Annotated in this window: 27 protein-coding genes and 2 pseudogenes; 8 read left to right on the forward strand and 21 right to left on the reverse strand. The window is 44.8% G+C overall.

The window, feature by feature from the left end:
• Positions 1-578 precede the first annotated feature (578 nt).
• The 11 genes from CIK93_RS10260 to CIK93_RS10310 all read right to left on the reverse strand — a co-directional run bounded on the left by CIK93_RS10260 (position 579) and on the right by CIK93_RS10310 (position 8,868).
• Entirely contained in the window at positions 579-1,205 is a 627-nt protein-coding gene (locus tag CIK93_RS10260; RefSeq protein WP_094447305.1) for a hypothetical protein, read from the reverse strand.
• A gap of 15 nt (positions 1,206-1,220) precedes the next feature.
• Entirely contained in the window at positions 1,221-1,535 is a 315-nt protein-coding gene (locus tag CIK93_RS10265; RefSeq protein ID WP_094447306.1) for a hypothetical protein, read from the reverse strand.
• A 15-nt stretch (positions 1,536-1,550) separates the two neighbouring features.
• Complete coding sequence (locus tag CIK93_RS10270; RefSeq protein ID WP_094447307.1) at positions 1,551-1,853, reverse strand: hypothetical protein; 303 nt, start codon at positions 1,851-1,853, stop codon at positions 1,551-1,553.
• On the reverse strand, positions 1,837-2,883 hold the full coding sequence (locus CIK93_RS10275; protein WP_094447308.1) for a DUF6557 family protein: 1,047 nt from the start codon (positions 2,881-2,883) through the stop codon (positions 1,837-1,839). The genes CIK93_RS10270 and CIK93_RS10275 overlap by 17 nt, the downstream gene beginning before the upstream one ends.
• Positions 2,884-3,023: 140 nt before the next feature.
• The gene (locus CIK93_RS10280) at positions 3,024-3,677 is read right to left on the reverse strand and encodes an ATP-binding protein (RefSeq protein ID WP_094447309.1); all 654 of its coding nucleotides are present in this window, start codon (positions 3,675-3,677) and stop codon (positions 3,024-3,026) included.
• A gap of 86 nt (positions 3,678-3,763) precedes the next feature.
• Positions 3,764-4,906 (reverse strand): hypothetical protein, encoded by a 1,143-nt coding sequence (locus CIK93_RS10285; RefSeq protein ID WP_094447310.1) that lies wholly within the window; start codon positions 4,904-4,906, stop codon positions 3,764-3,766.
• A gap of 12 nt (positions 4,907-4,918) precedes the next feature.
• Entirely contained in the window at positions 4,919-5,752 is an 834-nt protein-coding gene (locus CIK93_RS13805) for a hypothetical protein (RefSeq protein ID WP_216820896.1), read from the reverse strand.
• A 78-nt stretch (positions 5,753-5,830) separates the two neighbouring features.
• Positions 5,831-6,226, reverse strand: a complete 396-nt coding sequence (locus tag CIK93_RS10295) for a DUF6557 family protein (protein ID WP_094447311.1) — start codon at positions 6,224-6,226, stop codon at positions 5,831-5,833.
• 161 nt (positions 6,227-6,387) lie between these two features.
• Positions 6,388-7,383 carry a virulence protein RhuM/Fic/DOC family protein gene (gene rhuM / locus CIK93_RS10300; protein WP_094447312.1) on the reverse strand — a complete coding sequence of 332 codons (996 nt, stop codon included), beginning with the start codon at positions 7,381-7,383 and terminating at the stop codon, positions 6,388-6,390.
• A gap of 82 nt (positions 7,384-7,465) precedes the next feature.
• Positions 7,466-7,957, reverse strand: coding sequence for a 3'-5' exonuclease (locus tag CIK93_RS10305; RefSeq protein WP_094389489.1), 492 nt, complete (start codon positions 7,955-7,957; stop codon positions 7,466-7,468).
• Positions 7,958-7,959: 2 nt separating this feature from the next.
• Positions 7,960-8,868 carry a YafY family protein gene (locus CIK93_RS10310; protein ID WP_094389488.1) on the reverse strand — a complete coding sequence of 303 codons (909 nt, stop codon included), beginning with the start codon at positions 8,866-8,868 and terminating at the stop codon, positions 7,960-7,962.
• A gap of 361 nt (positions 8,869-9,229) precedes the next feature.
• On the opposite strand from CIK93_RS10310, the gene CIK93_RS10315 reads away from it, so the two are divergent.
• Together CIK93_RS10315 and CIK93_RS10320 are read left to right on the forward strand one after the other, a co-directional pair.
• A complete protein-coding gene (locus CIK93_RS10315; protein WP_094447323.1) occupies positions 9,230-9,523 on the forward strand; it encodes a helix-turn-helix domain-containing protein in 294 nt (97 codons plus the stop codon).
• 77 nt (positions 9,524-9,600) lie between these two features.
• A complete protein-coding gene (locus CIK93_RS10320; RefSeq protein ID WP_301637647.1) occupies positions 9,601-9,843 on the forward strand; it encodes a helix-turn-helix domain-containing protein in 243 nt (80 codons plus the stop codon).
• 119 nt (positions 9,844-9,962) lie between these two features.
• Here CIK93_RS10320 and CIK93_RS10325 read toward each other — a convergent pair whose 3' ends face one another.
• Positions 9,963-11,183 (reverse strand): site-specific integrase, encoded by a 1,221-nt coding sequence (locus CIK93_RS10325; RefSeq protein ID WP_094389690.1) that lies wholly within the window; start codon positions 11,181-11,183, stop codon positions 9,963-9,965.
• A 364-nt stretch (positions 11,184-11,547) separates the two neighbouring features.
• On the opposite strand from CIK93_RS10325, the gene CIK93_RS10330 reads away from it, so the two are divergent.
• Complete coding sequence (locus CIK93_RS10330; RefSeq protein ID WP_094447314.1) at positions 11,548-12,663, forward strand: glycoside hydrolase family 5 protein; 1,116 nt, start codon at positions 11,548-11,550, stop codon at positions 12,661-12,663.
• 94 nt (positions 12,664-12,757) lie between these two features.
• Here the strand turns inward: CIK93_RS10330 and CIK93_RS10335 are convergent, their stop codons facing one another.
• The 3 genes from CIK93_RS10335 to CIK93_RS10345 are packed head-to-tail and all read right to left on the reverse strand — an operon-like array spanning position 12,758 to position 16,130.
• The gene (locus CIK93_RS10335) at positions 12,758-13,774 is read right to left on the reverse strand and encodes a hemolysin activation protein (RefSeq protein WP_094389692.1); all 1,017 of its coding nucleotides are present in this window, start codon (positions 13,772-13,774) and stop codon (positions 12,758-12,760) included.
• Positions 13,771-14,688: a glycosyltransferase family 2 protein gene (locus CIK93_RS10340; protein ID WP_094447315.1), complete on the reverse strand. Its 918-nt coding sequence runs from the start codon at positions 14,686-14,688 to the stop codon at positions 13,771-13,773. The genes CIK93_RS10335 and CIK93_RS10340 overlap by 4 nt, the downstream gene beginning before the upstream one ends.
• Positions 14,685-16,130 (reverse strand): lipopolysaccharide biosynthesis protein, encoded by a 1,446-nt coding sequence (locus CIK93_RS10345; protein WP_094389694.1) that lies wholly within the window; start codon positions 16,128-16,130, stop codon positions 14,685-14,687. The genes CIK93_RS10340 and CIK93_RS10345 overlap by 4 nt, the downstream gene beginning before the upstream one ends.
• Before the next feature lie 92 nt (positions 16,131-16,222).
• Here CIK93_RS10345 and CIK93_RS10350 point away from each other — a divergent pair, with 92 nt between their 5' ends.
• Positions 16,223-17,005 (forward strand): phosphorylcholine transferase LicD, encoded by a 783-nt coding sequence (locus CIK93_RS10350; RefSeq protein WP_158215512.1) that lies wholly within the window; start codon positions 16,223-16,225, stop codon positions 17,003-17,005.
• Between the two features lie 175 nt (positions 17,006-17,180).
• Here the strand turns inward: CIK93_RS10350 and CIK93_RS10355 are convergent, their stop codons facing one another.
• From CIK93_RS10355 to CIK93_RS13935, 5 genes and pseudogenes are all read right to left on the reverse strand, one after another.
• Entirely contained in the window at positions 17,181-18,203 is a 1,023-nt protein-coding gene (locus CIK93_RS10355; protein ID WP_094447317.1) for an NAD/NADP-dependent octopine/nopaline dehydrogenase family protein, read from the reverse strand.
• A complete protein-coding gene (locus CIK93_RS10360) occupies positions 18,200-20,017 on the reverse strand; it encodes an aminotransferase class I/II-fold pyridoxal phosphate-dependent enzyme (protein ID WP_094447318.1) in 1,818 nt (605 codons plus the stop codon). The genes CIK93_RS10355 and CIK93_RS10360 overlap by 4 nt, the downstream gene beginning before the upstream one ends.
• A gap of 53 nt (positions 20,018-20,070) precedes the next feature.
• Positions 20,071-22,137 carry a methionine--tRNA ligase gene (gene metG, locus CIK93_RS10365; RefSeq protein ID WP_094435205.1) on the reverse strand — a complete coding sequence of 689 codons (2,067 nt, stop codon included), beginning with the start codon at positions 22,135-22,137 and terminating at the stop codon, positions 20,071-20,073.
• A 336-nt stretch (positions 22,138-22,473) separates the two neighbouring features.
• A complete protein-coding gene (locus CIK93_RS10370) occupies positions 22,474-24,051 on the reverse strand; it encodes a glycoside hydrolase family 28 protein (protein ID WP_094447319.1) in 1,578 nt (525 codons plus the stop codon).
• Positions 24,052-24,228: 177 nt separating this feature from the next.
• Positions 24,229-24,417 (reverse strand): annotated as a pseudogene (locus CIK93_RS13935) (hypothetical protein).
• Positions 24,418-24,687: 270 nt separating this feature from the next.
• On the opposite strand from CIK93_RS13935, the gene CIK93_RS10385 reads away from it, so the two are divergent.
• From CIK93_RS10385 to CIK93_RS10400, 4 genes are all read left to right on the forward strand, one after another.
• A complete protein-coding gene (locus tag CIK93_RS10385) occupies positions 24,688-25,497 on the forward strand; it encodes an alpha/beta hydrolase (protein ID WP_094447321.1) in 810 nt (269 codons plus the stop codon).
• Positions 25,494-25,724 carry a hypothetical protein gene (locus CIK93_RS10390; protein ID WP_094447322.1) on the forward strand — a complete coding sequence of 77 codons (231 nt, stop codon included), beginning with the start codon at positions 25,494-25,496 and terminating at the stop codon, positions 25,722-25,724. Before CIK93_RS10385 ends, CIK93_RS10390 begins: the two co-directional genes overlap by 4 nt.
• 157 nt (positions 25,725-25,881) lie before the next feature.
• Positions 25,882-26,148 (forward strand): hypothetical protein, encoded by a 267-nt coding sequence (locus CIK93_RS10395; RefSeq protein WP_254046783.1) that lies wholly within the window; start codon positions 25,882-25,884, stop codon positions 26,146-26,148.
• The gene (locus CIK93_RS10400) at positions 26,145-26,447 is read left to right on the forward strand and encodes a type II toxin-antitoxin system RelE/ParE family toxin (RefSeq protein WP_094439341.1); all 303 of its coding nucleotides are present in this window, start codon (positions 26,145-26,147) and stop codon (positions 26,445-26,447) included. Before CIK93_RS10395 ends, CIK93_RS10400 begins: the two co-directional genes overlap by 4 nt.
• Before the next feature lie 186 nt (positions 26,448-26,633).
• Here the strand turns inward: CIK93_RS10400 and CIK93_RS13940 are convergent.
• Positions 26,634-26,746: pseudogene (locus CIK93_RS13940) on the reverse strand (DDE transposase); the annotation flags it as partial.

The raw sequence follows: 26,746 nt of genomic DNA on the forward strand, positions 1-26,746 counted from the left end.
CGCTATGTAAAGCGTTTTAGTAACACTTTTCCTGCATTGTAAAGTGATTCAGTAAAGGAATAAAATGAGAGTGAAGTAATTTAGTAAAATAACAAGAAAAGTGTAAAGTAGAATCAGTTAAAGTCAATTTCAATGAATTTGCAGAGGAAATTCAATGAAATTGCAGAGGAAATTCAATGAAATTGCTGAGGAAATTCAATGAATTTGCTAAAGGAAGTGCCGTCTGTGATGGTCTAATATTCAGTAGGCAAGCGAGTTATCTTCGCTTCCAACAATGGCTGTAAACGTAGGGGAATGGACGTAGGGAAATGCAAGACGAGAGAAAATATGGCAATCCGTGGTGTTGTTACAAAATGTTTTCGTAACTTTGCAAGAATGCTCAGCTTTTCTTTGCATAAAGGCAGTCTGGGGAATTGAGGAAAAACTGGGTTACGATTTGGCAACCGTACTCAATTCCACATTCTGCTATAATTTGCATCAAAGAACACCCGATGCTGAGCCAGCAACCGTACTATGACTCATCATCGAGTGCAAAGGTAATCATTTCTTTTAAATTACCAAAAACATTTATTGTTTATTTACTGTATAATTTCAATATTAATCTCCGTCTTGAACTTCCTCACATAGATAAAATCTGAAAGGGCGAAGTTCATGTGCTGAAAGAGCGTGTGAAACTGATTGATCAGATGCAAATCCTGTGTCAGTTCCTGGTCTAGGCCTTCGTTCCAATTAGGAGGAGGGCAGTCCATACCAATAAAAGAATCAAAGGAGTCATCTTCATCTCTTGGGAGTGTTAGCGTCAACACAGATACACCATCAGCATACATAGGATTCAAGTCACCATCACACAGTGCATACCACAAATCTTGTCTATCTTCACCCTGTATAGGATGCAAAACCGGATAGTCTGTATCGAGATAACATTTAGCAGTAAGCACCATCTCTTCGCCATCACCTTCATCTATGATATTTATCATCTTATTCCAAATACAATGAGCTCGATCGTACATTTCACGAAGTGCCTCACGCAGTGCATCATTGAAGGCGATAATATAAGGCAACATTTCTTTCTGATTTGCCAGAACCTGCTTGTTGATGATGTCTTTTCGTAGGGACAATAGTACATCATCATTAGAACCATAACAGCGATAATCATTAAATCTGTTAATAATCTCCCTCTCTAAAACCTCAACACAATAGTCCATATTAAATACATTTAGTTAATCCCACAAATTTCTATAATGCTTGCAGAATAGTTCAAGTCCTTCCTCAATGGTCTTTTCTTCTTCATCACTGAATGATGTAATATGTTTCAGCAACTCAAATGCATCAATCATCTTCTGAATGGCTTTATTCCATTCTGCTATTCCCTTAAACGCAGGACAATAGCCATGCTTGTCGAGAGCCTTAAATGCTTTTAATCGAGCAGCAATTATCCCAGCCAAACAATTGTCTGTGTTCCATACTTCCTCTATTGGATAGTCGTTCTTGTAACTCCAGTTCTCAGTAGAGTCATCTTTCTTCTTCCTTTTCATTCTAAATCAACATTGTTAATCCGACAAATCACGATAATACTTGCAGAACAAACCCACGCCTTGTTCAACAGTCAGTATATCTTCTTCATAAGAAGGTGAATAATCCTTCACCAATTCAAAAGCATCAATCATCTTCTGAATAGCCTTATTCCAATCTTCTTGATTTTCGAAATCTTCTGGCCATCCGTGCTTTTTATGAGCCTTGAAAGCTTTCAATCGAGGAGCAATCTCTCGTGCCAAATAGTGATAAGTCCCCCAGACTTCACTTATTGGATAACCATTTATATAGTCAATAGAGTCATCATATTTCTTTTTCATATTGCTTGCCAATTAATGGATGTTCAGAATTAAATGTTGCATAGTCGATGCGGACTTGTCTGCCCAAAGAAGGATCTGTGGCTACAAGGATGTCACTCGATTTGCAATTGCCTATAAGGAGCTTGCACAAGCGCTGTTCATCCTGAGTCAGTTCTTGGTGCCATTCGTCAGTGGTTAGAACCACTACCATTCTGTCTAATCTGGTATTGATATCTTCCATCTCCAGCAACTCGCATAGGTACTTGACCCCATTGGTATTCTCATCCGCATACGACGTGATAGTTTCTGGACTGAACAAGTCAGACTGAAACAGGCCGCACAATTGATTCATGCTCATATTGTTTCTTTCGTCACTCAAAGCCGGAATGGCCTGAACGATAAACCTGCTGATAGCTGCCATACGCTCATAGTAGTGTGCCATAAACTCTCTACGAAACATCTTCTTCCTTTTAATCTTGTTCATTGATGCGCTAATACACCAGAAATAATCTTTGGCCTTGCTGAACAATTCTTGTTTCTTTGATGGTGCTAATTCTCTAACAGAAGGTATGTAGCCACCATTTCTGCGGATGACGGAGAAATACTTCTCTGCACGCACCTTATTATATACAAAGTCATCCCATCTATCTTTGTGGTATTTATCGAGTTTGAAAAATCTGAATTCTTCCTCTTGATGTTCTTTCACAAAACCATAGAATGAAGTATGCCAGATGCAACAAGCCGCAATCTCTGCATTGGTAGCCTTTACCTCAGGGGCAATGACGATTTCTTTTGTCAGTGAATGCTCCCAATAATCTCCCTCCATAGGGTGGGCATCGAGATGTGGCTCAATGTCTTCGTCCCATTCACTCATGGAGATATGGCATACGTCAGAATTTGCATCATCATCATGCTTGGGAGTCATCAAGCGCAGCATATCGAAATGAATCTTATACCATTTCAAATTACCCTCTGCATCTGGATGCATATGCAAAAGACAGGGAGCCACCTCCTCAAAAGTAACACTGTTCAATAATTCTTTGAATGTCATAATTCTATTATCTTTATTGTTCACAGTGCAAAGATAAAAGAAACCCCTGCCGTTTTGGGGCAGAGGTTGAGCTTTTCTGCATCGCGCTTTATATTGTATTGTAACTAAAACCTGTAAGCCTGTAAGTATTACTTCTTTTCCTATTTTGTATTTTCTAATATGTTTTCTTTTTTTATTCCATTCTTAAACGTTATTAATTGTACTTGCTCAGTATTATTATCTTGTGGCTCATAATAACTAGGGCGATGTAAAACGACAAGTCTTTCCCTAACAAAATCCCTGTTTAAGTATTTCAGCACTTTATCGAAACAAGACTCTTCTGTTCCATCTATACGGCCTCGTTCCAACTGGGACAATCCTATTACACGAATGTTCTTTTCTTTTGCAATATGGTCAAGAAAATGCCAAATAGCATTTAGTTCTTCTTTCCTTTCCAAGCATTCTATACCTTTGACAAAATCCATCAATTCTATGTAGTCGAGAATAATGGTATCAAAAGTATATCTTCTCGACAACACAAACGATATATCCTCTATTGAAAGAAGAGGCATATCAAATATGCTACATTTCCATGCAAGAGTATCGTCATCCGAAGTGTCTACATTTATATGGTCAGACGCCATGTTGACATAAAGAACGCGTTCTCTGTGATAAGTTAACCACCTGGCAATTTTGCATGCAAATATTGTTTTGCCAACACCTGGACCAGATGCTAGGATTGAGACTTTTCCTTTTGGAAATAATTCATCTATCACTTTTATCTCACTTGAAAAACTTTTATTATCATTCTGCATAACTTTATTCTTTATATATTAATCACTGTGCAAAGACAACAGCCCCCTGCCGTTTTGGGGCAGAGGTTAGGAGAATGATTTGATTTTTATTTCGGGCAATCCGTTTCTCGATACTTTTTTATTTTGGCTAATAGCACATTAAAGAATTCTACGATTTTACCATCATCGGTACCAACATCAGCAACGAAGCAATCCTTACTATCCATTTTGAATACCTTCAACTCATCACAGGTCTCTTGTACTTTCTTCAGTAAATCCTCTGGATGATTGCCTTTAGTCATTAAAGAGAATGAACATTGCTTATTATCGTAGGAGATTTCTATTGAAATAGTGCCATTTGCTTTAATATATTTATTGTGGGCGTTGTTACAATAATATTCATATATGAGGTGTCCATTATGATCTATCATTATATTACACCCTTTAGCACTGATTTTTTGTTTTAGATAGTATAGACTTTCATTACCTTGGAGATTTATAATCCTTTGTTTTTGTTCAAAACGTATTATTTCTTCTTTGATGCTTGATGCTCTAATCGTTTCGCTATTTATAGTTTCTTCTTGATGATCTAAAAGGTATCCAATAGTTTTCCCAATAAGTTCCATCTCAATTGAAGAGTAATAATATGCCGTGTGTTTTATTGCAAGTACGTGGCTTTTCCCAGACATGCAATGACACATAGAATTCGGCACCAACACTTCCAATTTGTTTTCAGAAACTCGATCAAATAATTTCCGGCTTTGACTTCCTAGTAATAATACGACTTTAGGATGAAGAATGGATATAAGTTTTATTGTTTGTTTTGCACATTCTTCCTTTTTTATTTTTGGTATTTGACTTTCTTTCGTTGTTCCAAAGAAAATCATATTAGAAAGTACAAAATTGTCTGATTTCTCTAATAGTTTTCCTTTTCCTGTAAAATCGAGCATTTTATGTATTTTATGCCACAAAGCCCATCCCTTAATCTTCTTGTTTTCATCTCTATCTTCAGACATCACTTTTATAATGTCCTTGCCTTCAAAACACGGGTTCCCTTTTAGCAATTCCTCTCCAGTCTTGTTTTTTATCCCGCCGTCATATCCTGGATTAATTCCCAATATAAGTAAGTCGGGAGTTTGAGTAATATTACATAGAGGTGTTTGGGTGTAAAACCCTAAATTTGTTGATTGCTTATTATATACTTCAACTGTCTCTTTAGCCCAGTCAATAAGTTCTTTTTGAATATTCATAATATTGAAGTTCTATAATACATATACTAATGACAATTCCATGTCTTTCTCATCAGTATGAAGGTTTCTTGTCTGCCAAACAACATTTAAGCCATCCATGCAATCAGAAAGTTTTTCAAGTAAACCTGAAGGATCTGACGAACCACATAACGTTACAACGACTTTCTTTGAGGAACGTAGTTGGGCCTGGTATTCATTTCTGATATCGTCAATGATGCTTTGAATTTGCTCTTCATCATTGGCGCCTTTTCCTTTGATGCGGACTTCATTGACACTATCTGCATCGTAGAGGTCTTTGATGTCGTGGTAATCTATAGAAACAAGGCCATGTTGCTGCAAGATCCCACAAACAACAGCATCGACGTTTTTCCACTGATAGGGCCAAGGACCTTGGCAAGCATTGTATTCTTCAAAGGCAGCTTTACGCTTTTTGTCAAAGTCACGTCCAGCCTGTTCAAAATCCTCATCAGAAATTCTTTTTGCATCATATAGTTCGCCAAGTGCATCATAGTTGTCATAAAGACTAGGCTTTATGCAGCTTTCAAGGTATGTTATCGACTTGCCTCTGTAATCTGCATAGGCGATTTCTCGTCTGGTGCTATCACCAATATAGCCACCCACATTGATGACATAGATTTCATCTGCCAAGTTAATCTTTGCCAGATGCTGACGATCCAACATATCTTTTACACCTTCTGTCCAAACCACATCATCACCAGAGTGGCCAAACAGCCCCACAGAAATAACGATGTTGCCTTCAAGTGTCAGACGCTTTTGCGCTTCCAGGAATTCATCCTTGAAACGAGTGCTTCCACAGAGAGTTATAACCTTAAATCCATTTATCATATGTCTTATTTGTTTTAGGTGCAACAAAGATACGACTTTATTTTGAACAATAGTGCGTATTAACATAATTTCGTATAACTATCCATTTTCTTTAGGACCATAATAGGTCATTTCCCAAAAGAGGCCAGCTGCCAACTCCACCTCGCTGATTTCAACGTCTTTATCTACTCTCACTTTCATGCCCAGTACCTCGATCATATCTTTCTGGTCTGCTACTGCGTAGCAAAAAACATTCTTCTCTTTAACATGGCAATTCATATCAATGGATGGACTTGTATGCTCCCAACGAGATACAAGTCGGATATGGCGATTCGTAGGTTTTGTTTCGCACTCGGTCCATTTTTTATAAAGACCTCTGAACACCTCAATACTCGCGTCAGAGAAATGCCGCCCACTATTCACCATAAAGAGGTGATTTAAATGCGGTAGTATGCTTTCAAAGTCATACTTCTTAAATAATTCTGATACTGTCATATCGTTACATCTTTATAGTTCACGATGCAAAGATATAAGAAAGGTGTGCCGTATTGGGGCACACCTTATAAAAACATCATTATTATTATCTTTTCTTATTTCTCTTTCTTATATGAGTATAATAATGTAGAGTGGATATGTTGATAAATGACGTAACTAGTTCAGTTCTTCTGATTAATCAGATTGACTACGACTTTCACCATCACGTCTTTCTCTTCTGTCTTGCTCTCAGCAATCATCAGAGTTAGTGCTACGAGGGTGTTATCAGCCAGGCGTTTTGAACCGTCTTTGCGATAGAGAATACCATTATTGTTCAGGAACCACAAGAATAGCGTGGCTGCAATGCGTTTGTTGCCATCACTAAAGGAGTGGTTCTTCGTTACCAGATATAGCAACATGGCTGCTTTCTCCTCCACACTGGGATAGAGTTCTTCGCCTCCAAAGGTCTGATAGATCTGGCCAATACTGCTCTTGAAGGAGTCATCCTTCTCATTACCAAAGAGTGAAGAGCTACCAAATTTCTCACGTAAACCACTGATGGCTTCCATTGCATTCTCATAAGTGGCATGGAAAGACTCCTGCTTCGTGATTTTGTCTATCGTCAGTCGTTCGTAGTCGTAATTATCAAGTGTATCAAGCGCGTAGGTGTAATCGACCACGACATTCAGTAACTCCTGTGTTTCTATTGTATCCGACAATTCCTGATTATATAGCGTACGCCCTATCACTTGAACCATCTGGCGTAGTTCGCCAATATGCTCCTTGCGGATACGTTCATTGATGGCATAACCTTTTAAGAGGTATTGCTTCAAGACTTTGTTGGCCCATTTCCTGAACATCACCCCTCGACTACTCTTTACACGATATCCAACAGATGTTACCATTTCTAGGTTGAAATACTCCTTGTCATGCGTCTGAGTTTTATCCTTCATAGCACCATGCTGAGTGGTAGTCGCAAATTTTGCGACTACCTCTTCGGAGCCGGCCAGTTCCTCTTTTAGCGCATTATTTATATGCTTGCTGATAGTTTTATAATCTCTGCCATACAATGTCGCTATTTGCTGGCGATCTAACCACAGCATTTCTCCTTCCATCCTAACATCAAGTTGAATGGAGTTGTTCTCGTCTTTGTAGATTACAATCTGATCTTTTTTCATACAACTTAATTATTTGCAAAGATACATCTTTTTATTAATATAGTATGCAAAAAACGAAAATGTTACATATTTGAAGGAAGTTTTATAAAATTTCTCTGGCTATCCAGGCGCAGGCTTCTGCATCAGCAAGGGCATGATGATGATTAGCCAGATGATAACCACAGTATTCTGATACTGTATGCAACTGATGGTTGGGTAATTGTGGAAACGCTTTGCGAGAAGCCACACATGTACAGTAAAACTGATAATCCGGATAATCCATCTGATAGCAACGGAATACGGCTTTCAGGCAACTCTCATCAAAAGACTTATTATGGGCTACAAGGGGCAATCCCTCAATAAATGGCTCTATCTGTTTCCATACTTCTGGGAATATGGGGGCTTCTTCTGTGTCCTTACGAGTAAGACCATGTACCTGGCTACACCAATAATTATAGTAGTTGGGCTCTGGCTGAATCAGAGAGTAGAAAGTATCCACTATCTCACCATCACGCACTATCACTACACCCACTGAGCAAACACTAGTGCGCTCGTTGTTGGCCGTCTCAAAGTCTATAGCAGCAAAGTCTCGCATAATCAATCTTCCTTGTATTTATTCCACATGTGTTTGCAAATCTCAGCCACCTCATCACGAAACCATTTAGGCTCCAACACCTCAATATCGCAGCCCTGTGAAAGGACCTCCTGCCGGAAATCGAAGGTGGGGCGCAGACGAACGGTAAAGATACTGTATTCATCAGTCCGCTCAACCTCCTGTTGAGTATGATGTAAGGTGAGGGAACGGAGATAATTGGCTTGGCCTGAAGAAACCTTAAACTTAACAGTCTCGACCTTGACATTCTGATCAGCTATGATACCCAAACAATCATAGAAAAACTCCTCTGGTACAAAGTCTTTAGGATACTTGAAACTTGTCTCTTTTAATTCCATCCATTGAACACGGTCAAGAGCATAAATCATGATCTTATCATAATAGGGGCTACGACCAACAATATACCAACGCTGCTTAAAAGCTTTCAGGCAATAGGGCTCTATCTCAAAGGTGTTTGCCTCGTCTCTCGAAAAGCTTTGATAGGTCATGCCAAGCACTAGGTTCTTCTTCAGTGCCTCAAGAATGATGGGCAGATACTGTTCGCCATCTGGAATCTTCTCAAATAGTACCTTATCTTTAATACTTACGTTCTCTATCATCAGGTTGCTCACCGTCAACGTATTGAACAGCCAGCTGCGCATGGATCCGCTTCTCAGTTCGTCAGCATTCTCGATATAATAGCGGTATCTGCCACTCTGCTCGTTTTCAATGATGAGGCCAAACATCTCTTCAATAGCTATACGCCATTTATGAAATGTACGCAAGGGAAGTGGATTACCCTCGCTCAAGTCGTTGTCAAGCCAACTCTGGTTAATCTCCTCGTATGTAATCTTCTTGGCCTTATAGATAGTTTCTACCAGCCAGACATACTTATTTAATAAGTTCTTTGCCATAGTTTTATCGTTTGATGCTGCAAAGATATAAAAAAGGTGTGAATTATTGAGGCACAGGTTTGAAAAAAACAATTGATTTTGAAATCATCTTTTGTGTTCCAATTCAACATTTACCATTGGTTGCTACAACAAGGTAGTCTCTTTCCTTTACGGACAAATTCCGCAAAAGGGTGTAGCCTAATACGCACTTTTCTGTGGAGTGCCACACAAAGATGCTTGTCTGCTTTCTGATGAGCAAGCTCGGCGGACATTAGGGTTTTGTTTTCCTGAAGTGTTATTTCACAACAGGGAATTTTCAGAAAGAGCCTATCTGGTAATCTTGATGTACCTTTGCCCGCAAATTTCAAAAACAAAACAAGACATGGAAGTAGTATCAATTGAGCGCAGTACCTACGAGGAGCTGCTGACGAGCTTCAACAGCTTCGTCGCACAGATGAAGGCGATTGCCAGTAGAGGCACAGACAAAGGGTTGGGCGACTGGCTTGACAATCAAGATGTATGCCAAATGCTGAACATCAGTCCAAGAACATTACAAACGCTTCGTGACAATGGGACATTGGCCTATTCTCAAATCAACCGTAAGGTATACTATAAGCCTGAGGATGTAGAAAGGATTCTGTATGTTGTGGCTGGTAGGGATAAGGATGCCAAGTAATATAACCTCAAAACGAGCCGCCTATGAACGAACTGATAATGCCTCATAACGTTGGCGTGAAGAATGCGTTGGAGAACATGAAGGAGGTGCTTGCCCTATACAAGAAGGTGATAGGCAATTATCGCCCATTGCTTGATGGTGAACGCTACATAACAGACAAAGAGGTTGCACAGATTCTGAAGGTCAGCAGACGGACGCTACAGGAATACCGTAATGATGGTGTACTACCTTATATATTATTAGGCGGCAAGGTGCTTTATCGTGAGAGTGATTTGGAAAGGGTTCTGGAGAGTTGCTATCATCCTGCGTTTAAACGATAGGAAAAAAGAAAGAGCCGTAAGTGGTTCGTGTGCTGTGGGATTATAACGCAGAAAGACGGATGACAGACTTCGCTAATCATTCGTCTTTCTGCTTTGGAGTATTTATGCGCCGTTAGTGGTTATGCTCTCTTTATGTCCTTGAACGATGCGTTGAGTTTATTGCCGAGCATCGTCAGATCGTTGTCAAGTTTCTGGCTTGTGATTTTAGCATAAATCTGGGTGGTCACGATATTGGTGTGTCCCAATACCCGGCTCACGCTCTCGATGGGCATACCCTTTGAAAGCGCCAACGTGGCGAATGAGTGCCGGCCACAATGGTAGGAGATGGCTTTCTCTATGCCGCAGGCAGTCATCACTGTTTTCAGTTTCTTGCACATTGACCAGTAGTTCATCTTGCCGAACACAAGTTTCTCTTCCTGTAGGTGCTTGTAGCGGTCGATAATCTGCAAGGGAACGTCCATCAGTTTCACCTGGAAGGGGATGTTGGTTTTGTGACGCTTGCTGATAATCCACTTGTCACCATTGATGTCCACGATGTTGTCCGTGGTCAGGTTCTTCACGTCAATAAACGAGAGGGCGGTGAAGCAGACAAAGACGAAGATATCACGGACGAAGGCGAGATTGGCATCCTCGAACTCATGTGTTACGACAGCCTTTAGTTCTTCTTCGGTCAGGAACTCCCTCTCCTTGCAGTTTGGGCTGATGTGGAACTGTGCGAATGGGTTACGGGGAATCTTTCCGTTGTAATGCGCTCTCAATACAACACCTTTCAACCACATACAACGCTGCCAGATAGTTCCATTGGCAAGTCCTCGGTCAGTGCTTAGGTAGGCAGCGAAGTCCTTGATGAACTCTGGTGTCAATTCCAACATCGACATATCCGTGCGACGATAGTGCGACTGGATGAACTCTGCCACATCCTTCCGCGAACGTTCCATAGCCCAGAGTGTGCTTGCCGCTCTGTCCTTGTCCACACGTTTCTTCTGGTTTGCAATATCCTTGTCAAAAGCACTCAACAACGTTTCGTACTCGCTGCCAAATCCCTGATAAGAGTTGCGCACCATCTCAGCCGTCACAAAAGCCTCGCGGTCTGACAGGTGCTGATAGTGCTTGATGATCTGCGCCTTGATGTTATCCAGTTCGCGGTTAATCTGCAATGCCTCCTTGCTGCGACCTTTAGCGCAATTGCCCTTTACATCCCACATGTCAAGCGGGATCGTCTTCTTACAACTGAACTGGCTCTGAGTGCCGTTAATCGTAACCCTGCCCATCACAGGCACCACACCGTTCTTCTCCTTACTCTTGTTCACATAGAACAGAATGTTAAAAGTACTTTTCATGTTTTTTACTCCGTTTTTAATTTTGGCTGCAAAACTACTATGTTTTTAGGCATCCATCGCTATGCAAAATATTGCAGTTTGCGGAATAAGAAACGAGCGGTGAGAGGTGTATCATTCTGCTCCATTTTGCATGGACAGTTTTCTTATCTCCAAGGTCATAAATTGGGTTACGATTTGGCAACCTAACTCCTTCGCCGATCCTCTCCAATTTGCTTTATCCCTATTTTTGAGCTTCCCCGTTCTGCCCCGTCTTGCCTTTATTTTAGGCCGAATTGCGTTAATCTTCCAAAATCCGTTGCTCTTTACAGTCTTTTTCAGTAACTTTGTAGTCCATCCAGTACTAACTTCATATCATAACTAACAAATGAAACGAATTGCACTTTTCACAATCGCTATCGTAGCAATGACCCTATCGGCAATGGCAGCTACATCCGAAGGCACCAACAATTTCACTATCAAACGAGGCACCAATGTCAGTCACTGGTTGTCGCAAAGTAATGAACGTGGCGTTGCACGCAGACTCCACATACAAGAAGACGACTTCGCACGACTGGCGCAACTGGGCTTCGACTTTGTACGCTTGCCTATTGACGAAGAACAGTTTTGGGATGAAGCGGGTAACAAACTGCCCGAAGCATGGCATCTTCTCACCCAAGCACTCGATTGGGCAGGCAAATACCACCTACGCACTATTGTCGATCTACATATCATTAGAACCCACCATTTCAATGCTGTCAACGAAGGAAAAGCAAATGCCAATGTGCTATTCACTTCTGATAAGGCGCAACAGGAATTTATCAACATGTGGTATCAACTCTCTGACGTGCTCAAAGCCTATAGCAACGATGCCGTGGCATACGAGTTTATGAACGAACCTGTTGCTGACGACCATGAACAATGGAATCAGTTGATATTCAAAGTACATAAAGCTCTCCGCAAACGCGAGCCACAACGCACATTGGTTGTTGGTTCAAACAAGTGGCAGGGTACGGGAACTTTCAAATATCTGCGTATTCCTGAGGGTGATAAGAATATCATTCTCTCTTTCCACTATTATGAGCCAATGGTGCTCACACACTATGGCGCACCCTGGACTCCCATTGGAAAGTATAAGGGAAAGGTAAACTATCCCGGACAGATGATCTCACAACAGGACTATGAGGCTATTCCTGCCGACTTGCGTCCGACATTCGAACCATATACCAAGGTGTGGGATAGAGAACGCATCTGCCAAGATTTTCGTGACGCTATTGCTGTGGCAAAGAAATACGGTGTACAGCTCTTCTGTGGAGAGTGGGGCGTTTATGAGCCTGTTAACCGCGATCTTGCCTATCGGTGGACGGAGGATATGCTGTCTGTCTTCAAAGAGTATAATATTGCGTGGGCCACATGGTGCTATGATGCCGACTTTGGCTTCTGGGATCAGAAACGTCATACTTACAAGGATCGCCCACTTGTAGAACTGCTTATGGAGAAGTGATAAAACACCGCTATTATTGGAAAAGCGACAAACAGAGGGTTCTGCTTGTCGCTTTTCTGATAGTATAGCGAGGGAAACATGCCGCCTTCAGCGGTCAAATCTCCTTGTCGGTACCTGTCAATATATGGAAGCGGCGGGTGACAGCCTTGCTGATCTGCTTGAAATTGCCATAGCGCAGGTTGAGCAGCAGTTCCTCGATAGACCGACCGATCTTGATCCATGGATGGCCCCAGGCATTATAGCGATACATGCGCTCTTTATAGGTCACATCCTCGATGACATAGTGGGGATGGCGCAAAGGAAACTCTATCTCGTGGCTCTTCATGGTGAACTGACGACGCACACCGCGTGGCAACGTCTTGAAAGCAGAATAGTGGGCTGACTCATCCGTGGCCCCTACGTTGCTAATCATATTCTTCACAGGCATGACAGATAGTCCGGAATTGAACAACATCGATGCCCAGAAGATGGTTTCAAACTGAGGAACACCCGAACTGCGATGCAGTTGACAGGTGCGGATGAAGTCTTTCTTTATCTTGCGACGCTTGATGAGGTTGCGCAAGAGTTGCATATCATACTTGTCGTCCATAAACGTATAGTGCTCATCCCACTGGTTGACCACACGACTCCACGATGCCCAGCCCCAAATGGAGAAGGCTGAAGTGAAGAAATAGTCGTTGGGCACGTTGGGTGTGACCTCGTCCATGTTGTAACCGGCAACCATGGTAATACGCTCATCGTGCTCATATCGGTCGAGCATCTCCTTGCAGAAACGGAAGAAAGAAACGGTCGGTACGACATCGTCCTCTAATACAATACACTTGTCAGCAAGCGAGAAAGCCCACCGGTGGGATGTGAATCCTGCTGTCATGCAACCCAAGTTCTGCTCCTGATAGTTGCGGTGTACATCACAATCCCAGTCTATTTCCGCCACTACCTCACGACATGCCATGATGGCAGGAAGGTCCTTCTTGTTGCGAGGACCGTCTTGAAAGAGAAACAAGCGAGTGGGGCGTGCCTTACGTACTTGTTCAAATACCACTCTCAAACTGTCGGGACGGTTGAAAAACAGCATGAGAACGGCAATGTCTGTCTGTGCGGGATACTTCATAATCGATGTTGTTTGATTTGTATGATGGTTCGATAGAGTTTGATAACAGGCCGGCTGAGCAGCGGAGGCAATGCCCATACCACACGGTCGTAGAGCGGAATGCCTGCCGGCAGTGTGCCGATGGCCTCGATATAGTAGTTGTGGCGGACCTCCATGTGTCCGTCGCAGATGAATTTCTCGTATTCCTTCAACTGGTGAAGCACAAAGGCGCTGTGCAGTTCAGACCATTGCGGGGCAAGCGTCTGACGCAGCAGACGGTCGTAGAGCATCTCGCGTTCCAGAGTGCGGCGCCGTGTGTTGGGCACGCCCAGCGTATAGCGATAGACGCAATCGGTGATGAACCACACCCTGGGGCGCTTCATCAGCACCATCACCTGCATCAGTTTGTCCTCACCCTCAATGATGTCGCGCGGTGTGTCGAGGCATCCTTCCAAGATAGTACGGCGGAAAATGGCTGCCCACAACACGGGAAACCGATTCTTGCCGGCTATGATGGCACGCACCAAATCGGTGGGATTGACCTCACCCTGATAGACCACAGGCGACTGAATGCCGTTGTGGGTGCAGAAGGTGGCTATCACTTCATCGACTGAAGTCTGGCTAATGGCATCGTAGAGTGTGCGAAGGGCACCCGGAAGGAGTTCGTCATCGCTATCCACAAAAACGATATACTCGCCTTGCGCTTGCTCCACACCATAGCGGCGGGCGGCTGTCACACCTTGATTAGGCGTGTGGAACACCCGAAGGCGGGCATCGCCAGAGAGTTGGTCACATAGGTCGCCCGACCCGTCGGTACTGCCGTCGTCAACAGCCACAACCTCTATATCGTCCATATCTTGGGCGAGCAACTGGCGGAAACAGCGTTCGATGTATTCCACCTTATTATATATAGGTACGATGACGGATATTTTCATGCCTGATGATGTTTATGTGTGACATAGTGCAGACACTCGTCGAGTATCTGTGCGTGGGCGAGTTTCATGACGACAAGATAGAGTATGCCTGCCACAACAACGCGCGCCAACAGCAGAAGTGGGGCGATAGTCATCCACGATGTGGCATAATGGGTGGCTATCATGACAAAGGCTGCGGCAAAGAAAAACGGTGTGAGGTCGGCAAACACCTGCATGAAGCGAAGGCCTGTCAACCGATGAGCTGCCATCTGCCAAACTCCCAACCATACGATATTAAACACAGTGTAGGCTGCTACCATGTGCAGTACGCCCATGTGGCTGAGGGCTATGATGATGCCCAGTTGTATAGCTATCTGCAGAATGTTGAGCCACATGTTGATATCTGAACGTCCGTGACTGATTACGAGGTTCTGATAGAGCGTGTAAAACGGCATGAAGGCGCCGCCAATGCAAAGAATCTGTAAGATGGGGACAGCATCAAGCCATCCTTCACCAATGGTGGTCACAATAAATTCGCGACTCACCAACGAGAGACCCAATAGGGCGGGAAAGGCGAAAAAGGCTGTGAAGCGCAGCATTTTGCGGAAGATACGGATTTCGCGTTCCTGCTCGTTGCGGATTTCCACCAATACAGGTTGAGCCACCTGCATCACGGTATTGCTGATGAGCGAATGGGCCATCGTGTTCCATTTGCTGGCTTGAAAGAAGTTGCCCGTAGTGCGCATGCCCAACATATTACCGAAGATAACGGTCAACATATTGTTGCTAACGGTGGTGATGACCATCGTGACGAGGATTTTCATACTGAAACTGAAGGTCTGGCGAATGGGCGTGAAGTCAAAATCAAACGTGGGACGCCACTTGATGAAGAACAATCGACCTAATACCAATACCAGACTGTTGACAACCTGTTGGGCAGCTATACTCCAATAGGTCATCCCTGCCAGTGCCATGCTGATGGCGGTGATGCCCGAAATGATAAGGGCGGCTATAGAAACAATAGCCATCTCGCGCTGCATCATATTCTTGGTCATGTAGGCATTCATAGAGATGCCAAACGAAGAAATGAAGAACGACAGAAAGACCACGCGCGACAGCACCGTCAACTCTGGTTGATGGAAGAAAAGGGCAATGAGCGGAGCACAGAAGAATAATACACCGTAAAGGCAGGCACTCATCAACACGTTGAACCAGAATACCGCATTGTAGTCGCGATGTTGCGGCGCTTTCATGTTGACAACGGCAGTGGAGAAGCCGCTCGACTGTAAATTGCCGGCAATGAGCGAGAAGATACTCAATACACCCACCAAACCGTAGTCGGCAGGAGAGAGCAGACGACCGAGAAAGATACCGAAAAAGAGGTTGAGCAGTTGCGTTGTGCCACTGTTCAGCGCTCCCCACATGAGACCCTTGGCGGTCTTGTCTTTCAGTGATTCTGCCATGTCGCGTCGGTTTTATTATGCAAAAATACGCATAATTGTTTTAAGTTCAAAATATTTATAGTACTTTTGTCCTATAATATAAGGCAATGACTATGCAACAAATCACAGATATCAAAGAACTGCGAAGTTTGCAGATGGGAATACTCGACGACGTCGATCGATTCTGCAACACACATCATCTGCGCTATTCGCTATCGAGCGGAACGCTCATAGGTGCGGTGCGACATGGGGGATACATACCTTGGGACGACGATATTGACATCTATATGCCGAGAGAAGACTATGAGCGTTTCCTTGCCAGCTATGCTGATCAGGAAGGACGTTATCGGGTGCTCGATCCCAACAAGGAGTCGCATTATTATTATACCTTTGCCAAAGTGGTCGATCAGCGCACACGTATGGTGGAGAAAGAAACAAAGGGCTACGAGATTGGCGTATATATCGATGTGTTTCCCGTGGATTATGTGACGGATGATATGAAGCGGCGGCAACGGGTGTTCAAATGGAAAAAACTGCTCTACAAAATACGCCGTTGCAAGATTTCAAACGACAATCCGCTCCATTCGCAACTTGCCTATTGGGTCTATCGGCTGTTGCCCATATCTGTGGCGATGATAGAACGATGGATCAGACAACTTATCGTGCTTAAAACGCCTACGGAAACGCTATGCAACATGACCGAGGCGGGACCGAAAATGAAGGGATGTTTCCCCGCAGAAGATATGGCTACGGTGGTCGATATGCCGTTTGAAGACCGTACCTACAAGGCGATGGTGGGGTATCGCGACTATCTGGAACATACCTATGGCGACTATATGGCTCTCCCGCCAGAGGACCAGCGCGTCACCCACAAGTTTGAAGCCTATTGGTTGTAATACCCTTATGTCGGTGGTCGGTGGGTGGTCGATCAGTTAACTATCGACCACCGGCAATCTATTATACCACAGATGGTTATCGTGATGGGTGGTCGAGTGGTCGAAATTTTTAGAAAAACTGAATTTTATGGGCGCCTCTCTTTACGCGTTGGTAAAGACTGAAAGGCGTAAAGGGTCAGTTGCTGTATCGGCTGATGAGATTCATGCCCCAGTCATAGACTTGGTCAATATGGGGCGCAGGGATGTTGTGCTCATGTATCAGCCGATGGATAATGGCAAGACCATAAGGGAAATCTTCTGTGAAATAACGGCTGTGAAAGTCGGGGATATAGGTAGTGCCGACTTTTTCCATCGGTGACATAATGCCCTTGAAGGCTGTTATCGACTGTAGTTTGTGAGTGAGCGATGGTGCATCGGTACTCTCGTAATAATCGAGAATGGTGGGGATGGCACCCGGTGTCACATGCAACTTGTCGAGCAATTGCATGAACTCGGCATCCATCGCTATCAGTAGTGATGAGGCATTGTCGGTCCAGTTGGAATAAAATTCTGGTATGCTTTCGTAGGTGATGCCCTCTTGCCAGTTGTGCCACAGGTCGTAAAGACGTGAGGTGTGGAGCAATGGATTGCTGTTGGTCAGACTGGCTTCGTAGTGGGATGCCAATAGATGTGTGGGACAATGGAATAGTTGTTGTATCTCGCTGGCAATGCGGTTGGCATCTTCTCTACTTGCCCTTTCTACGGCAAGATTCAGCGACGACTTGTAACCCAACAGGTGGGCACTGTGTCCATAGACCTCAGTACGGGCGATGAAGGGCACACGCTGAAAACCAAATAGGGGAGTGGTGGAAGGAAGAAGTGACATGGCTTCGAAAAAGAAACCTGTGCTGCTGACGATACTTCCCACGGGGATGCCGGGGCGGAGAACGTCGCGCAGTTCGCTTAACACACTTCTGATGGCAAAACCTGGTTGGGCAAGAAGTAGCATATCTGCCTGCGGTACCACATCGGAGGCTGTGGAACTGATGGTGGAAAGATGTCCTTCAAGGGTTGTTCCTTCAGGAGTCGTGATATGGAGGGTATGGCTCCAGCGTTCGGGATGACGGGTGAGTAGAGTGACCTCACAGCCGTTGGCAGCCAGAAAACCAGCCACTACATGTCCGAGATTGCCACCGCCACAGATACAGATGCGTTTCATTGTGCGAGAATATGGAATGCTTCGATGAGCCGGTCGTTATCTTCGGTAGCGCGTACCGACAGGCGGATGAAGTTGCGACCCTTGAGTCCGTTCTTCGAATCGCAGTCCTTGATCATGATATTGAAGCGCGACAGGAGTTGCTTGGTCAGTTCGGCAGAAGAATAGCGGTCGGTCACCTGGCAGCAGAAGAAGTTGGCTTGTGTAGGCAACACACGCAGATAGGGTATCTGCTGAAGCAACTTACCGAAGCGGTTGCGCTCGGCAATGAAACGGTGGCAGGCTGCCATATAGTCTTTCTCGTATTTACCGAATATCTGCATGTAGAACTCGCCAAACGAGTTGATGTTCCAGATGCTGACATCGCGCTTGATATACTGGATGAGGCTGCTGTCGGCAGATGCCAAGATGCCTAAGCGCAGTCCGGGAACACCATACGATTTGCTGATGCTCTTCACTACGATAAGACCGTCATACTGCTCCAACAGGTCGTTGCGCAATAGGGTGTTGTGCTCGAAATCGTCGCTGAAATCCACAAACGACTCGTCGATGACCAGTCGGATATGTTTTTGTTTGGCCCACTCGATGAGTTGCAGCAAACCATCCATTGGGATGAAATTGCCAGAAGGGTTGTCGGGATTGATGAGCAACAGATTGTCGATGGGATACTCATCATAGAAGTTGATGAGGTCGTCGGCAGTATATGATAAGGTCTGTGGGTCGGGCTGATAAGCCACAACCTGTTCGGGTTGCAGGCGGTGGGGATATTCCTCAAAGGTGGGATAGACCACACCGATGCGTCCTTCCACATGTTCCATCATGCTCTTGATGAGTTCGGCTGCACCGTTGCCCACGACAACATACTGTTGGCGGATGCCGAAATACTTGCCGGCAAGAAGTGAGTTGACAAACATACCCGATGGATATTCTGTCAGTAGTGTGTCGAAATTGGCACGCAACTCATCTTTCATGCGAGTGGTGGGGAAGTAAGGATTGACCAGATAGCAATAGTCGAGCATCTTAGGGAAGCGCCAGTGACCACCGTAGCGATAGTTGAAACGATGGAGCATCTCATCGCCTTCGGCAAAAATGGTCTCGGCAATATCCAAATCTTGAATATCGTCTATCTCGTACCACTTCTCGTTGCCGATGGGTAAAGCCTTGAGCTCGGCATTGTCGAGAAGGGTGATGACACGCAACACTTGCTCGTAATACTCGTTGTTGCCTAATGCAGAACAGTAGGCTTCAAGGAATGGCACGTATTTATGGCATGAGAACTCGCGCGAGAACTTATAGATATTGACCGTCTTGTAGTATTGGTCAATATCGGCATAGTTGAAGGCTTTCTTCGGCACGAAGTTCACAATGTTGTAATCGCTATCCATCCTTACCATCGTACCGTCCATCCATGTCTCGTATTTGGCAACGAGGGCAAGGTTGGGGTAGGGGTTGTCGAGAATCATTCGGAACAGCTGGTCGCTGAAAATGAGGTCGCTCTCGATGAGCAACGTGTCGTCTTCAGTCATCTGTTGCTTCACCATCGACAAGGAATAGATATTGTTGGTCTTGTCGTAGATGGGGTTCTCGGCATATTCGATGTTGAGGCGTCCGTCGTATCGGTGGCCGATATACTGGCGCAATTCTTCGCCTTTATAACCCACCACGATGATGACGCGAGTGAGCGACAGCGTGGCAAGTTGACCGAGTAAACGGTCGATGAGGCGCACACCATTGACAGACACCATACATTTGGTGTTGTCGCGGGTCAGTTCGCCAAGTCTGCGGCCCATGCCAGCCGCCAGGATGATAGCCTGCATCTGTGGAGTATTAGGGAGTGTTGATAGAGATTATTGGGCTAGCCAAAGTGGGATTATCCCACCTGGCTGCCTGGTTTAACGTCTTTGCTGGTAGTTACCACGCTGAGACTCTCGTCGAAATCAACGGCAGAGAGTATCATGCCTTGGCTCTCGATACCCATCATCTTGCGTGGTTCGAAATTGGCTACAAAGAGGATGCGCTTGCCGATAAGGGCGGCAGGGTCTTCGTAGAATGCGGCAATGCCACTGAGGATGGTGCGGTCGGTGCCTGTTCCGTCGTCGATAGTAAACTGAAGGAGCTTCTTCGACTTCTTCACTTTCTGGCAGTCTTTGATGAGGCCGACGCGGATGTCGAGCTTCTCAAAGTCTTCAAACGATACGTTGTCCTTGATGGGAGCGGCTTTATAGGCTGCTGCCTCGTTGGCTTTCTTGGTGGCTTCGAGCTTGTCGAGCTGCTTCTGAATGACATCGTCTTCAATCTTTTCAAACAGCAGTGAGGGCTCACCCAGTTGATGGCCTGCCTCAAGCAAATCGGTAGAACCGAGCTGTTCCCAGTCGAATGAGGTGATATTGAGCATATCGCGCAGCTTTTTACTTGAGAATGGCAGGAACGGTTCGAAGGCGATTGCAAGGTTGGCTACCAGTTGGAGAGATATGTTGAGGATGGTTTCCACACGTTTCATATCTGTCTTGGCAACCTTCCATGGTTCGCAGTCGGTGATGTATTTATTGCCGATGCGTGCCAAGTTCATAGCCTCTTTCTGTGCTTCGCGGAATTTGAACTGGTTGAGCAATGCCTCTACGCGACCTTTCACGTCCTTGAATTCTTCCAATGCCTGGCGGTCAACATCCTGCAGTTCGCCACAGGCAGGTACTACGCCACCCCAGTATTTCTTGCTGAGTTGTAGTGCACGGTTGACGAAGTTGCCATAGATAGCCACCAACTCGTTGTTGTTGCGGTCTTGGAAATCCTTCCAAGTGAAGTTATTGTCTTTGGTCTCTGGTGCATTGGCAGTCAGTACATAGCGCAGCACATCCTGTTTGCCAGGCATATCAACCAAGTATTCGTGCAACCATACAGCCCAGTTGCGTGAGGTAGATATCTTGTCGTTTTCCAGATTCAGGAACTCATTGGCTGGCACATTATCGGGCATGATGTAGCCGCCGTGGGCTTTCATCATAACGGGGAAGATAATGCAGTGGAATACAATATTGTCTTTTCCGATGAAGTGGATGAGGCGGGTGTCTTTGTCTTTCCACCATGTTTCCCAGTTGCCCCAGCGTTCTGGTTCTTTCTCGCAGAGTTCTTTGGTGTTGGAAACATAGCCGATGGGGGCGTCAAACCATACATAGAGCACCTTACCGTCGGCTCCTTCGATGGGAACGGGAATACCCCAGTTGAGGTCGCGTGTCATGGCGCGAGGCTGGAGATCCATGTCGAGCCATGATTTGCATTGTCCATAGACATTGGGACGCCACTCTTTGTGCTCTTCCAGAATCCACTGTTTCAGCCAGTCCTGATATTTGTTGAGGGGAAGATACCAGTTTTTGGTTTCTTTCATCACAGGTGTAGAACCGCTGATGGTCGATTTTGGATTGATAAGTTCCAGGGGAGACAGGTCGCGTCCACATTTCTCACATTGGTCACCGTATGCTCCTTCGCTGTGGCAATAAGGACATTCGCCGGTAACGTAGCGGTCTGCCAAGAACTGTTTGGCTTCTTCGTCGTAGAGTTGTGTAGAGGTTTCCTCGGTCAGTTTGCCTTCGTCGTAGAGCTTGCGAAACCATTCTGCTGCAAACTTATGGTGTGTTTCCGAGGTGGTGCGGCTATAGATGTCGAATGAAATGCCGAACTCTTGGAATGAGTCTTTTATCATTTTATGGTAACGATCTACCACGTCCTGTGGGGTAATGCCTTCTTTGCGGGCACGGATAGTGATGGGCACACCATGTTCGTCGCTACCACCGATAAACATCACATCTTCTTTTTTCAGTCTCAGATATCTTACATAGATGTCTGCAGGTACATAAACTCCTGCCAGGTGACCGATATGCACACCGCCATTGGCGTAGGGCAGTGCTGCTGTCACTGTTGTTCTCTTGAATTTCTTGTCTGCCATTATATAATATGTTATTTTAATGCAAAGGTACGATTAAGTGAGCGAAATACAAAAGAAAATCCCATTTTCTTTTATATTTCCGAACGTGAGTACCTTAGACGCATCGCGTCAAAGGTAGTGCAAACTGAGCGAAATACAAAAGAAAATCCCATTTTCTTTTATATTTCCGAACGTGAGTACCTTAGACGCATCGCGTCAAAGGTAGTGTAAACCGAGCGAAATACAAAAGAAAATCCCATTTTCTTTTGTATTTCCGAACGTGGAGTAAAAGAAAACCGCCTGTCGGCAGGAATCTATATCCTATCGGCAGGCGGTGATGGTATGTGAGCGTTTCTCTTACAGGGTATCGAGCGAAAGACCTTCTTTGGGCAGTTTCTTATAACTCTTGCCGTTGATGGTGATGTCGGTCGAATTGTTGGCCTTGAAGATGTGACCAGTGGTTTGAACATGAATGTCGTTGAGTGTCACACCTTTCGTATGGTTGACTACGATACCTTCTTTCACGTTGTTTACTTCAAGATCGCGGATGTTGATATTGCTAACTGGCATCTCTGGCAGACCGTTGAAATAGGCTGCACGGCGAGCAGTGCGACAGATGACATGCTGGATGTCGATATTGCGGAAGCATGGCGTGGTTTCGTCAACCTTGAATACAGGCACACTCTGCTGCTTCTTCTCGTCGCCATCGGCTAATGCTTCAACGGCAGACTTGCCACCATAATAGAGGTCGAAGGTGATGACGTCGGTCTGAATGTCGAACATAGACATGTTGCGGATATAGATGTTTTCAACCACACCGCCACGACCACGGGTGCTCTTGAAGCGCAGACCTACATCGGTGCCGAGGAACTGGCAGTCGCTGACCATGATGTTTTTCACACCACCGCTCATCTCGCTACCTACTACGAAACCGCCATGACCCTTGAATACGGTGCATCCGCTGACGATAACATTCTCACAAGGAATGCCACGCTTGCGACCATCGGCATCCTTTCCGCTCTTGATGCAGATGCCATCATCGCCTACGTCGAAGGTGGAATTGACAATCAAAGCATTCTTGCAAGATTCCAAATCAAGGCCATCGCCGTTTTGTGCATACGATGGGTTGCGTACCAATACATCTTCGATGAGTACATTCTCGCACATCAACGGATGGATATTCCAGGCAGGAGAGTTCTGGAAGGTGACACCTTTCAACCATACATTCTTGCAGCTCACCAGGCTAATCATCACAGGACGAAGGAAACGCTTCATAGCATTCCATTCGGCTTCGCTCGATGGAGTGGCTGGCACGTTCATATTGGCATTGTTGTCAGCATTGAGTGCACCTTCGGTAGGAAACCAATAGTCGGCACGCTTGAAAGCACCACCACGTGAGGTAATGGCTTTCCACTGGGCTTCGGTCACCTTTTGTTTCTTCAAAGGACGCCAGAACTCACCATTTCCATCAATGGCACCTTGACCGGTAATAGCTACATTGGTGAGGTTGTTGCCTGAAATAGGCGACTGGCAACGACGGGTGTCGAGGCCTTCAAATGAAGTATGGATTAAAGGATAGAGGGCATCGTCTGGTGAGAAAAGGATGATGGCTCCTTTCTCCAAATGGAGGTTGATGTTACTTTTCAGTACGATAGGACCGGTAAACCATACGCCCTGAGGTACAGTCAGACGACCGCCGCCTTTAGCAGAGAGTGCTTCGATGGCTTTGCGGAAGGCATCGGTACAGAGTGAAGAACCGTCGCCAAAAGCACCGAAATCGCGGAGGTTGACTTCATTATCAGGAAATTGTGGACGTGTCACCTTATTCATCTCGAAGGGGAGATTGGTGTACAGTTCGTCGTAGTTGTCGCCACAAGCGGCATTGGCACCCATGCTCATAAGGCAGGCGGCAACAATGGCAAATAGTTTTCTCATGTTTATAATCTGTTGTTTAGTAGATGGGTATTGTTGTTTCGTGTGCAAATTTAGCGACTATTTATCACAATACAAAATATTCGGGCGGAAAAGTCGTTAATTACCTGCATATCTCACTCTAAGTGTTCGGGATGTGTTCGGGATGTGTTCGGGATGCACTTGGAAAGAGTTCGGCACCTAACCATTTGCAGAACTATGGAGTTTTTTAGCATGCCTCAAATCCGCAACTAAGTCCTTCAACGTCCTTCTTGCGTCTAAACTTCCTCTCATTACTGAATTATCAGATAAATTGAGGTAGAAATATCTACTGCAGCCCTCAATGTCCCCTTATCCCACAATGCGACTTGAGACAATACGCAGTATGATCCGAAAATATTCCTCCAAAAGGAGTGAGCTTCTCAGATTTAATTTGTATTTTTGCCATGTCTATCGTCGGATTCTCTTGTTTATTTTTTGCAACACTAAGATAAGTGAATTCTTCGACATGGCAAAATCCTGAGTTGCTCGGCTCTGCCGCTTGCCAAAGCAAGTAACCGGCTTTGCCGCTTAGCTATGCTAAGAACTTTTTGTTGCTCAGGTACTTAAAAAGTTTAATTTATAATAGTGTTGCGGAATTAAGGATAAATAAAAAGTATTATGAAGCATACTGCAATAGCAATAGCGTTAGCATTGTTCACATTGAGCAGCGCATCCGCACAGACAAAGTACAAGGAGATTGACAATGTCTCTTATGTAAGCCCCGAAGATACTTCAGTATATAAGCAGGAGCGGTGCAAGTTGGATGTATATTATCCAACTGATGCCAAGCGACCATTCAAAACCATAGTATGGTTTCATGGTGGCGGACTGACAGAGGGGCACAAAGACATACCCGGTGATTTGAAAAACCAAGGCATTGCCGTTGTTGCCCCTAACTACAGGCTCTACCCGCGAGCTCACAATCCACAATATACAGAGGACGCTGCAGAGGTCGTTGCATGGGTGGTGAAGCATATCAAAGAGTATGGAGGTGATCCGAGCAAAGTATATGTCAGCGGTCACTCGGCTGGAGGCTACCTGACACTAATGCTCTGTCTAGACAAAACGTATCTCAGTAAATTTGGCGTTGATGCCGACAGCATAAAGGGATTTTTCCCAATAGGCGGTCAGACTGCTACACATTATACTATACGACGCGAGAGGGGCATCTCTTTCACTTCACCAATCGTTGACAAGTACGCTCCTCTCAACAATGTCCGCAAACTTGCTACAAGGCTTGTGCTGATAACGGGCGACAGAAAGTTGGAACAGATGGGACGTTACGAAGAGAACCTCTATCTGAAATCTGTGCTTGAAGGTATCGGCAACAGTGAGATTCCCATTCATGAACTCAGCGGCTTCGACCATGGCGATGCAGGATGGCCGGGCAGAATACTGATGATGCAGTATATAAATAAGGACAAATGAACAACTATAGAATACGATGGACTGGCGGAATGACGGATCATAGCGAAGCAGGTAAGGTTCGTCATTTCAAGACCGAGCAAGGTGAGAGTTATGGCTTTTCGTATAAAGGAAAGATACATCTTGACCTTCGTAAGATAGATGCCGAGCTGCCATGTAGGATACCGATAGCCCAAATAATAGAAACTCTGGGAGTGAAATCGAACAGGACAATTTACAAGTACCTTTAGTTAAAAGGGATTACAGCGAATAGAAAATGAATTATTGGCCAATAAACAACGAATTTAGTAGTTGCTTGCTTGAAAAGACAGATTGCTTTACGAAAAAACATAAAAGATTTGTATATATCATATATATTATGTATCTTTGCACCAAAATAGGAGAATTATGGAAGCAACAGTAAGAAAGTCCACCAAGCCAGCCATGCGTCGCAAGGTCATAGATATTAAGCCAGATACATTCCGTGGCTTGTCTGTAATTGCCGCCAGTCGTGGCACCAACCTGAAGCGATTCATTGAGCGTAGCCTCGATGAATTGGTTGAATCCTATGATGATGCTACCATATACAGGTATCTTCAGCAGACGGACCCGGAAGGCATGGAAATGCTCAGTGAGGACGAACAGGCAGCATTTGAGAAGAAATATGGTCTATGAAGATAAAGTTTTCAAAGAGCTTTTCCAAGGCCGTTGATAAACTGTCTGGCAAACAGCTTGGCAGTGTTCTCGATGTTATTAAGGAGGTGAAGTCCGCTGAAGGCATAGAGGATATAACTGATTGCACACGCCTAGTAGGTTACCATTCTGTTTACCGCATCCGCATCGGTAACTACCGTGCATTCTTTACCTTTCATATTGAGATTGTCGATGATGTGGTGTATTTCAGGTATCTTGTATCAAGAGGGCAGGCATACACGAAGAAAGTCGAGAAAGAATTAAAGAGACTCGACGATTAAAATATCCCGCCCAGATACTGATGTTGAAGGCGTTAAAAGTTTTGAGTTGTCGTGGAAATGGGCAACATCGTTTAGAGGCTAAAGCCTCGCTGAGTATCAGCATTACCAAGGAGAAAAAGGGGCTCTAGTTTCCAGAAACATCAAAGGAGTGCCGTAACGGATGGCAGTTCACGGCTCAGTAGATAATTAGTGGGGGTAAGCGTATATCATGGAAAGTCTGTAGAGAAAGAATTTCTCATCCCTAATTCCCCTTAGTGCTGCCCTGAAGGACTTGACTTTGGCGTTGAAAGACTCTGCTG

This window comes from Prevotella sp. P3-92 (assembly GCF_002251205.1).
Classification (GTDB): domain Bacteria; phylum Bacteroidota; class Bacteroidia; order Bacteroidales; family Bacteroidaceae; genus Prevotella.

What these genes read in the sequence shown, in the direction of transcription:
- CIK93_RS10260 (WP_094447305.1), bottom strand. Translation starts at nt 1,205, where the DNA reads ATGGACTATTGTGTTGAGGTTTTAGAGAGGGAGATTATTAACAGATTT.
- CIK93_RS10265 (WP_094447306.1), bottom strand. Translation starts at nt 1,535, where the DNA reads ATGAAAAGGAAGAAGAAAGATGACTCTACTGAGAACTGGAGTTACAAG.
- CIK93_RS10270 (WP_094447307.1), bottom strand. Translation starts at nt 1,853, where the DNA reads ATGAAAAAGAAATATGATGACTCTATTGACTATATAAATGGTTATCCA.
- CIK93_RS10275 (WP_094447308.1), bottom strand. Translation starts at nt 2,883, where the DNA reads ATGACATTCAAAGAATTATTGAACAGTGTTACTTTTGAGGAGGTGGCT.
- CIK93_RS10280 (WP_094447309.1), bottom strand. Translation starts at nt 3,677, where the DNA reads ATGCAGAATGATAATAAAAGTTTTTCAAGTGAGATAAAAGTGATAGAT.
- CIK93_RS10285 (WP_094447310.1), bottom strand. Translation starts at nt 4,906, where the DNA reads ATGAATATTCAAAAAGAACTTATTGACTGGGCTAAAGAGACAGTTGAA.
- CIK93_RS13805 (WP_216820896.1), bottom strand. Translation starts at nt 5,752, where the DNA reads ATGATAAATGGATTTAAGGTTATAACTCTCTGTGGAAGCACTCGTTTC.
- CIK93_RS10295 (WP_094447311.1), bottom strand. Translation starts at nt 6,226, where the DNA reads ATGACAGTATCAGAATTATTTAAGAAGTATGACTTTGAAAGCATACTA.
- rhuM (WP_094447312.1), bottom strand. Translation starts at nt 7,383, where the DNA reads ATGAAAAAAGATCAGATTGTAATCTACAAAGACGAGAACAACTCCATT.
- CIK93_RS10305 (WP_094389489.1), bottom strand. Translation starts at nt 7,957, where the DNA reads ATGCGAGACTTTGCTGCTATAGACTTTGAGACGGCCAACAACGAGCGC.
- CIK93_RS10310 (WP_094389488.1), bottom strand. Translation starts at nt 8,868, where the DNA reads ATGGCAAAGAACTTATTAAATAAGTATGTCTGGCTGGTAGAAACTATC.
- CIK93_RS10315 (WP_094447323.1), top strand. Translation starts at nt 9,230, where the DNA reads ATGGAAGTAGTATCAATTGAGCGCAGTACCTACGAGGAGCTGCTGACG.
- CIK93_RS10320 (WP_301637647.1), top strand. Translation starts at nt 9,601, where the DNA reads ATGAAGGAGGTGCTTGCCCTATACAAGAAGGTGATAGGCAATTATCGC.
- CIK93_RS10325 (WP_094389690.1), bottom strand. Translation starts at nt 11,183, where the DNA reads ATGAAAAGTACTTTTAACATTCTGTTCTATGTGAACAAGAGTAAGGAG.
- CIK93_RS10330 (WP_094447314.1), top strand. Translation starts at nt 11,548, where the DNA reads ATGAAACGAATTGCACTTTTCACAATCGCTATCGTAGCAATGACCCTA.
- CIK93_RS10335 (WP_094389692.1), bottom strand. Translation starts at nt 13,774, where the DNA reads ATGAAGTATCCCGCACAGACAGACATTGCCGTTCTCATGCTGTTTTTC.
- CIK93_RS10340 (WP_094447315.1), bottom strand. Translation starts at nt 14,688, where the DNA reads ATGAAAATATCCGTCATCGTACCTATATATAATAAGGTGGAATACATC.
- CIK93_RS10345 (WP_094389694.1), bottom strand. Translation starts at nt 16,130, where the DNA reads ATGGCAGAATCACTGAAAGACAAGACCGCCAAGGGTCTCATGTGGGGA.
- CIK93_RS10350 (WP_158215512.1), top strand. Translation starts at nt 16,223, where the DNA reads ATGCAACAAATCACAGATATCAAAGAACTGCGAAGTTTGCAGATGGGA.
- CIK93_RS10355 (WP_094447317.1), bottom strand. Translation starts at nt 18,203, where the DNA reads ATGAAACGCATCTGTATCTGTGGCGGTGGCAATCTCGGACATGTAGTG.
- CIK93_RS10360 (WP_094447318.1), bottom strand. Translation starts at nt 20,017, where the DNA reads ATGCAGGCTATCATCCTGGCGGCTGGCATGGGCCGCAGACTTGGCGAA.
- metG (WP_094435205.1), bottom strand. Translation starts at nt 22,137, where the DNA reads ATGGCAGACAAGAAATTCAAGAGAACAACAGTGACAGCAGCACTGCCC.
- CIK93_RS10370 (WP_094447319.1), bottom strand. Translation starts at nt 24,051, where the DNA reads ATGAGAAAACTATTTGCCATTGTTGCCGCCTGCCTTATGAGCATGGGT.
- CIK93_RS10385 (WP_094447321.1), top strand. Translation starts at nt 24,688, where the DNA reads ATGAAGCATACTGCAATAGCAATAGCGTTAGCATTGTTCACATTGAGC.
- CIK93_RS10390 (WP_094447322.1), top strand. Translation starts at nt 25,494, where the DNA reads ATGAACAACTATAGAATACGATGGACTGGCGGAATGACGGATCATAGC.
- CIK93_RS10395 (WP_254046783.1), top strand. Translation starts at nt 25,882, where the DNA reads ATGGAAGCAACAGTAAGAAAGTCCACCAAGCCAGCCATGCGTCGCAAG.
- CIK93_RS10400 (WP_094439341.1), top strand. Translation starts at nt 26,145, where the DNA reads ATGAAGATAAAGTTTTCAAAGAGCTTTTCCAAGGCCGTTGATAAACTG.